Source organism: Helicobacter baculiformis (assembly GCF_900197685.1).
Lineage (GTDB): Bacteria > Campylobacterota > Campylobacteria > Campylobacterales > Helicobacteraceae > Helicobacter > Helicobacter baculiformis.
Genome location: NZ_FZMF01000019.1, coordinates 1 through 13,386, shown reverse-complemented (window position 1 = coordinate 13,386; position 13,386 = coordinate 1). Strand labels below are relative to the sequence as shown.

Sequence of the window (13,386 nt, the reverse complement as noted above, 5' to 3'; positions counted from 1 at the left end):
TATGCCCTTTTTACTCTGGCTTGGATTACTCTTTCTGCCTCTGCTCGCAAATCCTATTCAAGAAATACAAGCCTTGTATGGGCGTGTGCGCCCTCCCTCTTTGCACGCCTTTTTGATAAACCTAAGCCCTCAAAGACAACAAATACTCCAACTAGCCCAAAGTGTTGCTATCCCCATTTTAAAACAATTCAAGGCAAGCACTCCCAAAGAACACGCCATGCTAGAAGCGATGCACCTATTTAGCGCGCTCACCCTTTTAGAGCTCATCCAAGAATCCATACCAGATGATCCAAAAGTACCCCAATTTAGCAAAACAGCTAAACAAATTGCTTTAGACTTTTCACAAATCAATACATTTTTCTATGCCCCTCTTTTGCAACTCCAAAGACATGGGATTAACCCCTTTGCATACATCGGTTTTATCCACCACTACACCAACACGCACGCGTGTTTAACCCCAGATTGTTTAAGCATGGATGAGATATGGCAAGACACAGATAGCCTAGAGGTCGGTGTGGATAATGACACCCCCCATAAAAGCCCCGCGCTCGCCCATCTCTTTAGAGATTTAGACATGGGACTTAGTGCTTATGGGATTTTAAATAGATTGATGGGCTTGGGCAATGAGTGCCCTACAACACTTATTGTAGATTTTGCCCAAGCACTAGGCAACCCCAAGCTAGTCCCACTCTTATACCAGCTTTTAGATTATCACTACTTCCAAAGCATCCATTTAGCCAGAATAGGAGGGGCTTACCTAGAGACACTTGCCCAGCTTAAGAGCGCGCCTAGCCAAATTAAAAGCACCCCTGACGTCTGTTTATATCCCTCTTACTTGGATTCTCAATTCTTAAACCTCTGCTTAAAGAGTTACCAAAACCCTAGCAAAGCCCTAATCTTGCGCATGTAAAAAAAGCTCAAAGAAGAACGCTTGATCACCCTAGATCACATCCCTTGTTTATACCATAACCCACCCCAACAAATCCAACTTTTTAAATCTAAAAATGCGCTATGCTTGGCGTTGCAAAAGCGCTTAAATAAAGGATTTTGATGACTCGCTTACTAGGTATCCTTCTATTCATCAGCCCCCTATGGGCTGTAAGCCCTAATTTGGTCCAGCAAATGCAACAAGCCCGCACATTAGTGGTTAAAATTTATGAGCAAGATTTTAAAGAGCGTTACACGCGTATAAATTGGGACATGATCTTTTCCCATGCCATGCAAAAAGAAGCACCAACCCTTGTCAAGCACCTGCAAGCCTTTGTTGATCACATCCCGTTTTTACAAGTCTTCCAGCCCAGAACTCCCCAACAAGCCCAAATGATCCAAGCGCTCAAAGCCCTTGAGATGTACAACCTTTTTAATTTATTGAGCGACTCCACCCCCGAATTTTATTGCAACAACCACACCTCAAAGTGCAAGAAAATGAAGTCTCCCAAGCGTGTTAAGCCCTTTGACGCTAAAAAACACACTTTAGAATTTTTAAGGGACATAGAGTTGGCCTACGCCCCCTTACTTGAAGCCTATCATCAGGGTTTGGACATTACAGATTATCTACAGATGTTGCATGACAAGTCTGACGCATTAATCCCTAATTGGGAGATTATGGGCATTCGAAAAGATCATTTAAACATGGTTAAAGGTCCTAAGACTCCGACTTTGCGCCGCTATTTTGAGGATTTTGCATCCATCGATGCACACAACTACCTCATGGATAGCGGTTTTATTGAAAATGTAAGGTTTTTTGGTGCCAATGAAAAAGATGGTTTCAAAGATTTTTTGACAATCCAGATTATCCGTGCTGTTGGGGGGGTCAAGGTCCAAGATTTAAACGTGTGGATGGCTTATTGCCAGGCGCGCGCCTTTGCCTTCTTGGGGGGTGATGCTAATGACAATGACTTTGAAAGTGCGATGGGTTTGTATTGGGAAAGTGTTACCCATTTGCGTATCACCCCTGCTGAGGATGATGCATATATATTTTCTATTCTCAAGCCAAAAGTCCCTTTTGCCCAAGCGATGCAACGCACTCTCACCCAAAACCCCACCATTTGTTTGCAACCCCAGTATTTAAACAAAGAGTCTAAAGCACTTTGTTTGCAAATCTTCCAACAACACAGCTATGACCCCAAACCCTTACAAAAATACCTAAACTCCCTGCGTTTGATCTCCATTGACAACGCCCCCTGTGTGTATCTTAATTCTAAGGACAAGCTCCAAAGTTTTAAGTCTGACAATGCGATCTGTTTGGCATTACAAAAACATTTCACAAAGGAATAAACATGATCCGCCTACTTCTCTTAGCTCTCTTGGTCGTAAATCTACAAGCTAAAGAAGAGGTAGTAACTATCTTTATCCCAATAAGCACGCTCCAAGAATTCCAATTTTTCAAGGCGTTTAAAGCACTCCACACTTACATGCAAAAATCCTCCACCAAGATAGACGATGACATAGACGACCCCAATAACCCAAATAACCCAGATACAGCATACCTACCCGCTTTGACTTGGGCGATGCGGCATTACACCGATGCCTCTATTCCCCTAGCTAAAGCTGTGGCTAAGCAAGTCCCCTTGTTTAAAGAGTTTAAGTCCAAAAACACAAGAGAGGAGCTTTTTTTAGCCCATGTGAGGGATATGGCCATGTTTAACGCCCTAGACCTCATAGTAGTAGATTTGCTTGAAAAAAAGGAGACATTTATTGCCCGCGAATTTTTACATATCAACGCATGGCTCTATGCCCCGCTTTTCAATGCCCACAAGCTAGGGCTAGATGTGATCGCCTATCTTAAACAACTCCATCGTCTCTTTTCTAAAAATACGGATTTGCGCCGTATAAACAATATCCGTGATTTTAATCGAGCAAGGATATATGAAGCAGACAGAAAAAACATTGTCCCCCATAAGCCTTTTAGAAAACGCTTAGCCCAAGATATGCATGAAGCGCATATCCCCATGCAAATCTTTGCCCACCATGCAGACTATAGTTATTGGGTTGCGCTTGTTTTGAACACCATCTTTAAGGGGGGGATAGCTTGGGACCGGGTATCTGACACATGTGTATTTAGGCGCATATTTTGGGATTTCATGGATAAAAACGCCCAGCGCATAGACCCCGAACATCTCTCTGATCTCTACACAGCACGGGCGATCCCTCTAGAGCGTAACGCCCCTTTTTACGATCTCTTAAGAAATGACAACCCCAAGATTTTAAAAGACACGCTCAAAGCCCACCCCACCATGTGCCTAAGCCCTAAATACTTAAGCCCACAATCTAAGCAAACCTGCCAACAACTCTTTCAAGCCCAAACCTACAACGCTAAAGACATTCAAGAGCAATTACACCTTGTGCGCCTTGTCTCCATTGATGAGAGTCCCTGTGTGTATTTAGACCCTAATGATAAGCTCCAAGCGTTTAAGTCTAATAGTGCAATCTGTGTGGCGTTGCAAGAACACTTAGAAAAGGGGCTTAAATGATCCGCCTACTTCTCTTAGCTCTCTTACTCTTAAATCTACAGGCTAAAGAAAAGGTAGTAACTATCTTTATCCCAATAAGCACGCTCCAAGAATTCCAATTTTTCAAGGCGTTTAAGGCACTCCATGCCTATATGCAAAAATCCTACACCAAGATAAAAGATGCGCGCGAAAATGTCCCATTAAATGACAACTACGACTATACTCTGGCTCAGATTATGGCAGGTTACACAGATGCCTCCATCCCCCTAGCCAAAGCTGTGGTTAAGCAAGTCCCCTTATTTAAAGAGTTTAAGCCCAAAAACCAAAGAGAAGCGCAATTCTTAGCCCATGTTAAAGATAAGGCCATGTTCCATGCCCTAGACCTCATAAACATGTCGCTTGAAGAAAAGGCTACATTTGTTGCCCACGAATTTTTACACATCAACACATTGCTCTATGCCCCGCTTTTCAACGCCCACAAAGCGGGGCTAGATGTGATCGCCTATTTAGAGCAACTCCATCGCATTTTTTCTAAAAATGTTGATCTGCGTCGTATGAGAAATATCTTTGTTTTTCATGAAAAAGGGCTATATGAAGAACAAAGAAAAAACATTGTCCACTATAAGCCTTTTAGAAAACGCCTTATTCAAGATATGCATGAAGTGGATATGCCCATGGACATCTTCGCCTTTCGTATAGGCTATCCTTCTTGGGTTGCGCTCGTTATGAACACCATCTTTGAGGGGGGGATATCTGCAAACCGGATACCTGACAGACGCACATTTTGGGACTTCATGGATAAAAACGCCCAACGCATAGACCCCGAACATCTCTTTGATCTCTATCTAGCGCAGGTGTTCCCCCTAAATCGCAACGCCCCTTATTACTACGACAGCTTACAAAATGACGACCCCAAGATTTTAAAAAACATGCTAAAAGACAACCCCACCATGTGTTTAAGCCCCAAATACTTAAGCCCACAATCTAAGCAAATCTGCCAACAACTCTTTCAAGCCCAAACCTACAACGCTAAAGACATTCAAGAGCAATTACACATTGTGCGCCTGATCTCCATTGATGATAGCCCCTGTGTGTATCTAGACCCTAAGGACAAACTCCAAGCGTTTAAATCTAAAAATGCGCTATGCTTGACATTACAAAAACATTTGAATAAGGAATTTTGATGGCGCGCTTGTTTATGGCGATCTGTTTGTTTATGGTGTGCGCGTATGCCCAAAAACCTGCCCCCCTGCTTACAGCCCTCCAAACCCTCCAAGAATACATTAAAAACCCACAGGAGAAAGACCCCTTGAAAGCTAGGGATATTGAGATGAATCTAGCCCAAAAAGTCCTAGATCAAGTGCCTTTGATCCAAGCCTTCAAGCCCAAAAATGCCCAAGAAACGCGCTTTTTACAGACACTCAAAACCCTAGAAGCCTTCTATTTGGTGGTTTTGATCCAAAATCACATGGAAGAGAAGCGCGAAACCATCGCACAAATGTTTTTAGCTGACCTTAATTTACTCTACGCCCCACTTTTTAACGCCCACAAAGCGGGGCTAAACCTTAGGGAGTATTTGAACAGTCTTGCTGCAAATTTTGGAGAGGACATGCCCTACCAACTAGAACGCTGCCAAAATGATTTTGATAGAAGATGTATCAAGCGCGAGGTGAGTAACTACGCAGGTGGCGGTAGCCTAAACTATTATGTGGATTTCAACAAGGAGGGGATTTTAGCCCCCTTTCTAAGCGATTTGCAGGGGGTGTATCGTCTCTATAATCATTTTCTCGTGTCTGTCTATAATCATGTGTGGTCTGAAATCACTCTGGGTTACTGGGATAGACAGCGGATATTCACTGATGTGAGCACCCGTGCGCAGGCATTAGAAGAATTTAAGTCTCTCAAAGTCCTGCATTTGGCGCGCGCGCTAGAGATGAGCACTAATATAGACGCTTATCTGGATTTACAAGACATTACCCCTCAACTTTTGCAAGATCGCCCCACCATTTGCCTACACCCCAAGTATTTAACCCCCAAACTCCAACAAGCATGTATTCTTGTGCTTAATTCGCTACCAAAAGATAGCCAGATTTTAAAAACCCAGCTCAAACGCTTGCGCTTGTTTTCTATGCATGATAACCCCTGTGTGTATTTAACCCCGCAAGACAAACTCCAGCTATTCTCTTCAAAAAATGCCCTCTGCCAAGCCCTGCAACAACGCTTGCAAAAAGATTTTGACACACATATTTGGCTAAACCTAGTTTTCAGCTACAAGCCTACCCCTCTTGATCATTTGATTCGAACTGCCGAGCAAATAAAAAGACTTATGGACAAGGGTAATAATGCGAGTGATCCGGGGCGTGATCTCATCACAAGCGATGTTGTGCTAGACGACCTGCCCACTTTAGAGAAACTGGGATACAGATTTATCAACCAAATCCCTCTTTTGCAAAGATTAAAACCTAGAGACGAGGCAGAAGAGCACTTTATCGCAGAATTAAAAAAATTTGAACTCATGCATCTCTTTACCTTGCTCTTTGGCTCGCTTTTAGATGATGAAGGTGAGCATCCAAGACACACCCCTCTTAAGCAGGTGGTGCAGGATTATCTCAAGGTCTTAGATTTCATCTATGCTCCCTTGATTGACGCGCACCAGCAGGGCATGAATCTCAACACCTATATGAGTGCCCTGCAAGCCCACCCTTTTTACCCCTCCAGCTTTGCAGATTCGATTTGTTACTTTTTAGAACACGAACAAAAAAGCCCCAAACCCATGTTGCCCGTGCAAGCTTTCTTTAAAGATTTCAAAATTGCGGAGCTGGCGTATAAATTAGTCCATCCAGAACTCTCTTACGCCCTCTTGGGCGAATACATTGAGGGGGACTATGCAGAGACTTATGCGATATGGAAATGGCATTTAGGCGATAGTGATGTCAATCCGATCCTAGATAAGGATGCCTTGATGCGCACCTTTGCTCCCTTTTTTACCCAATATGGAACTCGACTCTTTGAACTCTTGTTTGAGAGCTACTACTACACCTTTGATGACCCTCTCTCTGAAGGGTTGGACATTCTCACTCTGCAAAAGCATCCCCAACTCTGCCTCAAGCCTAAGTATCTGCGCCAAAAACTTCAGCAAGCGTGTTTGAATATCTTTAAAGATCGTACCTACAGCCCCCATGCTTTACAAACTGCGCTAGGCGATCTCGCCCTCGTGAATATAGACAGCACGCCCTGCCTATATCGTGACCCACAAAATCGCATGCAAAATCTTTTCTCAAAAAATGCGCTATGTCTAGTTTTGCAAAAGGATTTAAAAAAGAGACTAAATAGGAATTATTACACACTACATAAATACCAAAAGACCCCAATAAACATTCGTTTAAATTTGATTAACCTGCACACATAACACTCTTGACATCAGTAAGGAATAGTGATGCAACGGGCAATACAAATCGAAAAACTTCAAACAGACTCCTTTGATGTTCTGATCATAGGCGGGGGGGCTAGTGGCTTGGGGTTAGCACTAGATGCCACCACAAGGGGTTATAAAACCTTGCTTGTGGAAGCGCGCGACTTTACACAAGGTACTTCTAGCCGTTCGACCAAGCTTTTGCATGGGGGGGTGCGTTACCTTGCACAGGGCAATTTTGCCCTCGTCTATGAAGCCTTGCATGAGCGCGGGGCGCTGATCCAAAATGCACCCCATTTATGCGCCCCACAAGGATTTGTAATTCCGTGTGCGCATTTAGGGAGTGCGCTTTTTTATGGCTTGGGTTTAAAGTTTTATGCGTTCATGGCAGGCAAGCTACAACTGCACAGCACGAATATTTTTTTTAGGGCGCAAGGTGTGTTACCCGGTGTTCAAGCAGAAAAATGCCAACATGCCGTGTGTTATTACGATGGTCAATTTGATGATGCTAGGTTAGGGATCACCCTATGCGCCAGCGCACATGAGCATGGCGCGCTTCTCCTTAACTATATGGAAGTGATCCAATTGCTCCATGAAAATGATCGAGTTTGTGGTGTGGTGCTCCAGGATCAACTGACCCAGCAACAATTTAAGCTGAAAGCCAAATGTATCATCAATGCTACAGGTGTTTTTACTAATACTATTAACAAACTAGACCCCAGCACCACAGAAAATAATATTACGCCCAGTCAGGGTATCCACTTGGTGCTCGATCCTAAGTTTCTTCCTAGCAAACACGCTTTGATGGTGCCTAAAACTTCCGATGGACGTGTCTTATTTGCTATCCCTTGGCATGAAAAACTTCTTGTAGGTACAACAGACACACCTGTACAAACAATTGCCTATAATCCTAAACCTTTACAAGAAGAGATCAATTTTCTCTTAAGCACCTTGCAAGAATATTTAATTCTTAAGCCTACGAGAAAAGATATACTCTCTGTTTTTGCTGGGCTTAGACCCTTGATCACCTCCAAGCAGACAGCGACCAAGAACCTATCTAGAAGCCATAAAATCACTATTGCGCCCAGTGGATTAGTCCATCTTAACGGGGGCAAATGGACCACCTACCGCGCGATGGCAGAAGAAACTCTAGACATGTGCATCCAAAAGGGCTTTTTAGAGCCCACAACCTGCCAAACACGTACGCTTAAACTGCATGGCTATACCCAAGAATCTCTAGAAGCACGCCTAAAAGTCTATGGCACAGATGCGCACTTGATTCAAGAGCTAGAAGCTAAAGATGCCAAACTTGCTTCCAAGTTACATCCTAACTATCCCTACACCTATGCTCAAGTACTTTGGGCGCTCGATCAGGAAATGGCTTATAGTTTAGAAGATGTGCTTTCTAGGCGTATCCGTTTGCTTTTTTTGGACGCGCGTGCTAGTTTGGAGTGTGCGCGTGACGTGGGAGATTTTATCGGAGCGTATTGGGGATGGGATACTGATAAAAAAGAAGCAGAGATCGCTACCTTTGAAGCCCTTGCACAGCAACATATTCTAGAATAAGGAGATAAAGATGAATCGCTTCATCATGGCGCTCGATCAGGGTACAACCTCATCAAGGACGCTTATTTTTGACACGCAAGGACGCGTGGTTTCTATGGCGCAAAAACCCTTTACCCAATTTTTCCCCCAACCCGGTTGGGTGGAGCACAGCCCTAAAGAAATTTGGGCAACACAAATCGCCACCTTGACAGAAGCCTTAGCGAAGGCTAATTTAGATGCTAAAAATATCGTGGCTATTGGAATCACAAACCAACGCGAAACCACGATTTTATGGGATCGTTTCACGGGTGAGCCCATCTATAACGCGATTGTTTGGCAAGATCACCGCACTGCCGATCTATGTGAAACCCTCAAACAAACTAAAAAACAATGGATTCAAGAAAAAACCGGGTTGGTAGTGGACGCGTATTTTTCCGCTACTAAAATTGCATGGATTTTAGAACATGTCAAGGGTGCTAGACAGAAAGCGCAACAAGGCGATCTGTGTTTTGGGACGATCGACTCATGGTTACTTTTTAATCTTACAAAAGGCAAAGTGCATGCCACAGACCCTAGCAACGCAAGTCGTACCATGCTTTTTAATATCCACACCTTAGAGTGGGATCAAGAACTCTTAACACTCTTTGATATTCCCAAGGCGATTTTACCTCAAGTGCGATCTTCTAGTGAAGTCTATGGGCACACTGCCACGCGTTGGGTGGAGTGCGAGATTCCCATTGCCGGGATTGCAGGTGATCAGCAAGCCGCGCTTTTTGGGCAGATGTGCACAGAAGCGGGCATGGTTAAAAATACCTATGGGACGGGTTGTTTTTTGCTTATGCACACTGGGGATAAGATCGTCTCTAGCCAAAATAACCTTCTTAGTACGATTGCTTGGCAATTAGAAGGTAAAGTGAGTTATGCCCTAGAGGGAGGCGTGTTTGTAGGCGGAGCGGCGATTCAGTGGCTAAGAGATGGAGCGCGCATGATTCGCACTGCTGCAGACATCAATAACCTAGCCGCGATGGTTGAGGATAATGGGGGCGTGTATATCGTGCCTGCTTTTACAGGACTAGGCGCACCTTACTGGGATCAGTATGCGCGTGGAAGTATTTTTGGTATCAGTCGCGCTACCACAGATGCCCATATCGCCCGTGCCATTTTAGAGGGTATCGCCTTCCAAGTGCGCGATATCATCAGCCAAATGGAAAAAGATGCACAGCAATCCTGCGCACAAATGCGTGTAGATGGGGGGGCGAGTGCAAGCGATTTGCTCATGCAGATTCAGGCAGACATTTGCAACACGGATATTATTCGTCCGCAGAATATCGAGACTACCGCTATGGGAGCGGGATATTTGGCGGGCTTAGCAGTGGGTTTTTATCCAAACTTAGACACAATTAAATCATTTTGGGAGATTAATAAAACTTTCAGCCCCAAGTTGGACAAACGCAAAGTGCAAGAAATGTTGCATTTTTGGAATAAGGCAATCTTAGCTTCTCAAAACTGGCTGGCTTAAGGGGAGTGTATGGAAATTTTTATTTATGAACTACTCGGCACAGGACTTATGATTATGTTAGGTAATGGAGTGGTGGCGGCGTGTTGCTTGGAAGGCACTAAATGTGGAGGAAGTGGGGCAGCACAGTGGCTGGTAATCACTACAGCTTGGGGATTTGCTGTATTTGTAGGTGTGGTGGTGGCGGGACCCCATAGCGGGGCGCATTTAAATCCCGTTGTAACCCTAAGTTTAGTGCTCTTAGGCAAAGTGTCTTTACAGGCAGTTCCTGCCTACTTAGCAGGCGAATTTTTAGGAGCAATGCTAGGAGCGTTGCTAGTTTATACCATCTATTGCGAACATTTTAAAATTACTGCAGACGCAGGGCTCAAGCGGGCATGTTTTTGCACTGAGCCGGCCATTAGAAACCCTATCTCTAATTTTATCAGCGAGTTGATGGGTGCATTTGTGCTTATTTTTGTGATCCTACACTTTAGCAATCCCTCCATTCATATTCAAGACCCTAGCGCTAAGATTGGCTTGGGCAGTTTGGGAGCATTGCCGGTTGCATTGTTGGTATGGGCGATTGGACTTTCTCTAGGCTCTACAACCGGTTATGCTATCAATCCGGCAAGGGATATGGGTCCTAGACTTGTACTTGCCTTTTTACCTCTTAAGGTATCTCCCGATTTTGCTTATAGCTGGATTCCCTTTATCGCACCATTAGTAGGTGGAGCGTTAGCAGTGGGTTTAAGTGTATGGGTGGGTTTTAATTAGCCAAAGACTTTGTATTATGCGTTTTCTTGATAAGGGGAGGTGTCTATTTTTATGTAATTTTCATTATCCAATACAGAATACAATGCTAGAAATGCGCACAAGGAGGTCAAGATGGCACGAAAAATTGTCGCGGGCGTGGTGCAGATGCAGGCTACATCGTTTGCCCTAGAAGAGAATCTGAAAAGAGCCCTTGGGTTAGCCCAAGAGGCGCGCCAAAAAGGGGCGCAACTCATTGTGTTTCCCGAATTGTTTGATAGCGGTTATTGCGTGCACCCACGCGATAGAGAACTGGCTAGCTCCCTAGAGGATCTCTCCTCTCAAAGCCTCCAAGCGTTGCATAATTTTGCCAAGCAGAGTGGCGCGGTGCTCATAGGATGTGGGATTGAAAAAGAGGGGGCAAATCTGTATGACAGCGCGTATATCCTATGCGCAGAGGGCTTGGTGGGCAAGTACCGCAAGATCTATTTATGGGGCGATGAAGTGGATCGCTTTGAGCGCGGGGTGGATTATCCGGTCTTTAGTTTGCATATAGAGGGAGTTAGCTTCAAGCTGGGCTTACAGATTTGCTATGAAGTGGGCTTTCCTGAAGGGGGGCGCGCGCTCGCGCTAGGGGGGGCGGAGGTAATTGTCTTTAGCGCGGCTTTTAGCCAAAGGCGGGGCTATGCATGGGATTTGGGTAGTCGCGCTAGAGCATTGGAGAATGGGGTCTTTGTGTTGGCTTCTAATCGCGCAGGGAGCGAGACGCATCCCTATAGCAAGGCGCATTTAGAATTTGCGGGGCGTTCTAAGATTATCAACCCGATGGGGGGTATTTTGCATGAAGCAAGGGGCTTAGATGAAGTGTTGGTCGCTGAATTGGACTTAGATTTAGTCGCCCAGCAGAGAGAAGAAATCCCCTACTTGCAGGATTTAAACTTGGTGCAGTCTTTAACAACACGCGTATCTTAAGAATTAAGGAGAATCGATGGCAAAAGAAATTTTCGTCGCGTATGGAGTGGACATTGACGCGGTGGCGGGTTGGATTGGGAGCTATGGGGGTGAGGACTCCCCTGATGACATTTCAAGGGGGATTTTTGCGGGCGAAGTGGGGGTCCCTAGGCTGTTAAACCTCTTTAAAAAATACCATATCCCTGCCACTTGGTTTATCCCCGGGCACTCCATTGAGACCTTCCCCGATCAGGTGAAGATGATCGTAGAAGCCGGGCATGAAATTGGCTTGCATGGCTATTCGCATGAAAACCCCATTGCGATGACTCCCAAACAAGAAGAAGATGTACTGCTCAAAACCATCGGGCTGATTAAAAATCTAACCGGGCAGAACCCTACCGGTTATGTGGCACCATGGTGGGAGTTTTCTAGCGTTACTAATGAATTGCTCTTAAAGCATGGCGTGAAGTACGATCACTCCTTAATGCACCGCGATTTCACACCCTACTATGTGCGCGTGGGCGATTCGTGGACCAAGATTGACTACAGCCTAGAGGCAAAAGATTGGATGAAACCCCTAGTACGAGGCACAGAAACCGATTTGGTAGAAATCCCGGGGAGTTGGTACTTAGACGATCTACCCCCCATGATGTTTATCAAAAAAGCCCCTAATAGCTTTGGCTTCATCCCCCCCCGCCATATTGAAGAGCTTTGGTTAGAACAATTTGACTGGGTTTATCACGAAATGGATTATGCGGTCTTTTGCATGACCATCCACCCGGATGTGAGCGGTCGCCCCCAAGTGTTGCGCATGCACGAGCGCATTATCCAATACATCAACCGCCACAAGGGCGTACATTGGGTCAATTTCAACACCATCGCCGATGACTTCATGCGCCGTTGTCCTAGAAAAAAATAATGTGTGTGCTGTGCGCGGACTTGAACACCGCCTTGCATTGGAGCGATGTGAGCGCGCCTATGGGGGCGGATTTAGTGGTGGGGGCTTTGCAGGGGGAGCGCGTGCGCGCTAGGATACAAAAACTCAAGGCGGCTAATAAAATCTTGAAGTTCTATGGTTTGCAGTTGCGCGTGTGGGGGAGTCAATTTCTCTTAGAGGATCAAAAGGGGCGCAAGGAGTTGGTTAAGGATTTGGGCGATCTGTGCTACAAAGCCCAAAGTTTGAGCCCCAAACCCCTAGACATTTTAGACCCTAAATTGCTAGATTTCTTAAAGCGTGGCTAAGATCCCTGTAAGCATTTTGACGGGCTTTTTGGGCAGTGGCAAAACCACACTCTTAGCCCAAATTTTAGAATGCCATGCTAATTGCGCGATCGCGGTGGTGGTGAATGAGTGCGGGCAGGTGGGTTTGGACACGCAAACACTCGCCCATCTGCACTATGTCCCAGAGAAGATGCGCCTGCTAGAGGGGGGGTGTGCGTGTTGTGTGCAGCGCCAAGATTTAATAGAGACGCTCAAGGAGTTGATCTTAGCAGATCGCCTAGATCATGTTCTGATTGAAACAAGCGGGATCGCCAACCCCGCGCCCATTCTCTTTAGTCTCTTGCACGATGTCTTTTTGAGCCAACATTTCACCCCCCACAATCTCATTAGCTGCTTAGATGGGGTGCATGGCTTGGTGCACCTTAGAGAAAATATAGAGGCGCAAAACCAAATTGTCGCCTCTAATGTGGTGGTGATCACCAAAACAGACCTGCAAGATTCTTTTGCCCCGCTTGCTGCCCTGGTTGCAAGTACCAACCCCACCGCCACTATTTATA

12 protein-coding genes are annotated in these 13,386 nt (G+C 45.3%); all 12 read left to right on the top strand.

Annotated elements, in window-relative coordinates:
- Nucleotide 1 precedes the first annotated feature (1 nt).
- A complete protein-coding gene (locus C6G87_RS04115; RefSeq protein WP_233708999.1) occupies nt 2-910 on the top strand; it encodes a hypothetical protein in 909 nt (302 codons plus the stop codon).
- 140 nt (nt 911-1,050) lie between these two features.
- Nucleotides 1,051-2,277, top strand: coding sequence for a hypothetical protein (locus tag C6G87_RS08795; protein ID WP_233708998.1), 1,227 nt, complete (start codon nt 1,051-1,053; stop codon nt 2,275-2,277).
- A gap of 2 nt (nt 2,278-2,279) precedes the next feature.
- Entirely contained in the window at nt 2,280-3,473 is a 1,194-nt protein-coding gene (locus C6G87_RS04105; protein WP_104752271.1) for a tRNA methyltransferase, read from the top strand.
- On the top strand, nt 3,470-4,636 hold the full coding sequence (locus C6G87_RS04100) for a tRNA methyltransferase (protein ID WP_104752270.1): 1,167 nt from the start codon (nt 3,470-3,472) through the stop codon (nt 4,634-4,636). Before C6G87_RS04105 ends, C6G87_RS04100 begins: the two co-directional genes overlap by 4 nt.
- Nucleotides 4,636-6,861 (top strand): hypothetical protein, encoded by a 2,226-nt coding sequence (locus C6G87_RS04095; RefSeq protein ID WP_104752269.1) that lies wholly within the window; start codon nt 4,636-4,638, stop codon nt 6,859-6,861. Before C6G87_RS04100 ends, C6G87_RS04095 begins: the two co-directional genes overlap by 1 nt.
- A 27-nt stretch (nt 6,862-6,888) precedes the next feature.
- The gene (locus C6G87_RS04090; protein WP_104752268.1) at nt 6,889-8,430 is read left to right on the top strand and encodes a glycerol-3-phosphate dehydrogenase/oxidase; all 1,542 of its coding nucleotides are present in this window, start codon (nt 6,889-6,891) and stop codon (nt 8,428-8,430) included.
- A 10-nt stretch (nt 8,431-8,440) separates the two neighbouring features.
- Nucleotides 8,441-9,928, top strand: coding sequence for a glycerol kinase GlpK (gene glpK, locus C6G87_RS04085; protein WP_104752267.1), 1,488 nt, complete (start codon nt 8,441-8,443; stop codon nt 9,926-9,928).
- Nucleotides 9,929-9,937: 9 nt separating this feature from the next.
- Entirely contained in the window at nt 9,938-10,681 is a 744-nt protein-coding gene (locus C6G87_RS04080) for an MIP/aquaporin family protein (RefSeq protein ID WP_104752266.1), read from the top strand.
- A 111-nt stretch (nt 10,682-10,792) separates the two neighbouring features.
- Nucleotides 10,793-11,629 carry a carbon-nitrogen hydrolase family protein gene (locus C6G87_RS04075; RefSeq protein WP_104752265.1) on the top strand — a complete coding sequence of 279 codons (837 nt, stop codon included), beginning with the start codon at nt 10,793-10,795 and terminating at the stop codon, nt 11,627-11,629.
- Between the two features lie 16 nt (nt 11,630-11,645).
- On the top strand, nt 11,646-12,527 hold the full coding sequence (locus C6G87_RS04070) for a polysaccharide deacetylase family protein (RefSeq protein WP_104752264.1): 882 nt from the start codon (nt 11,646-11,648) through the stop codon (nt 12,525-12,527).
- Nucleotides 12,527-12,850 (top strand): hypothetical protein, encoded by a 324-nt coding sequence (locus tag C6G87_RS04065; RefSeq protein WP_104752263.1) that lies wholly within the window; start codon nt 12,527-12,529, stop codon nt 12,848-12,850. The genes C6G87_RS04070 and C6G87_RS04065 overlap by 1 nt, the downstream gene beginning before the upstream one ends.
- A partial coding sequence (locus C6G87_RS04060) for a CobW family GTP-binding protein (protein WP_199767630.1) occupies nt 12,843-13,386 on the top strand: 544 nt, incomplete at its 3' end. The genes C6G87_RS04065 and C6G87_RS04060, both read left to right, overlap by 8 nt.

Coding starts and splice junctions, on each gene's coding strand:
- C6G87_RS04115 (WP_233708999.1), top strand. CDS start 2: ATGCCCTTTTTACTCTGGCTTGGATTACTCTTTCTGCCTCTGCTCGCA.
- C6G87_RS08795 (WP_233708998.1), top strand. CDS start 1,051: ATGACTCGCTTACTAGGTATCCTTCTATTCATCAGCCCCCTATGGGCT.
- C6G87_RS04105 (WP_104752271.1), top strand. CDS start 2,280: ATGATCCGCCTACTTCTCTTAGCTCTCTTGGTCGTAAATCTACAAGCT.
- C6G87_RS04100 (WP_104752270.1), top strand. CDS start 3,470: ATGATCCGCCTACTTCTCTTAGCTCTCTTACTCTTAAATCTACAGGCT.
- C6G87_RS04095 (WP_104752269.1), top strand. CDS start 4,636: ATGGCGCGCTTGTTTATGGCGATCTGTTTGTTTATGGTGTGCGCGTAT.
- C6G87_RS04090 (WP_104752268.1), top strand. CDS start 6,889: ATGCAACGGGCAATACAAATCGAAAAACTTCAAACAGACTCCTTTGAT.
- glpK (WP_104752267.1), top strand. CDS start 8,441: ATGAATCGCTTCATCATGGCGCTCGATCAGGGTACAACCTCATCAAGG.
- C6G87_RS04080 (WP_104752266.1), top strand. CDS start 9,938: ATGGAAATTTTTATTTATGAACTACTCGGCACAGGACTTATGATTATG.
- C6G87_RS04075 (WP_104752265.1), top strand. CDS start 10,793: ATGGCACGAAAAATTGTCGCGGGCGTGGTGCAGATGCAGGCTACATCG.
- C6G87_RS04070 (WP_104752264.1), top strand. CDS start 11,646: ATGGCAAAAGAAATTTTCGTCGCGTATGGAGTGGACATTGACGCGGTG.
- C6G87_RS04065 (WP_104752263.1), top strand. CDS start 12,527: ATGTGTGTGCTGTGCGCGGACTTGAACACCGCCTTGCATTGGAGCGAT.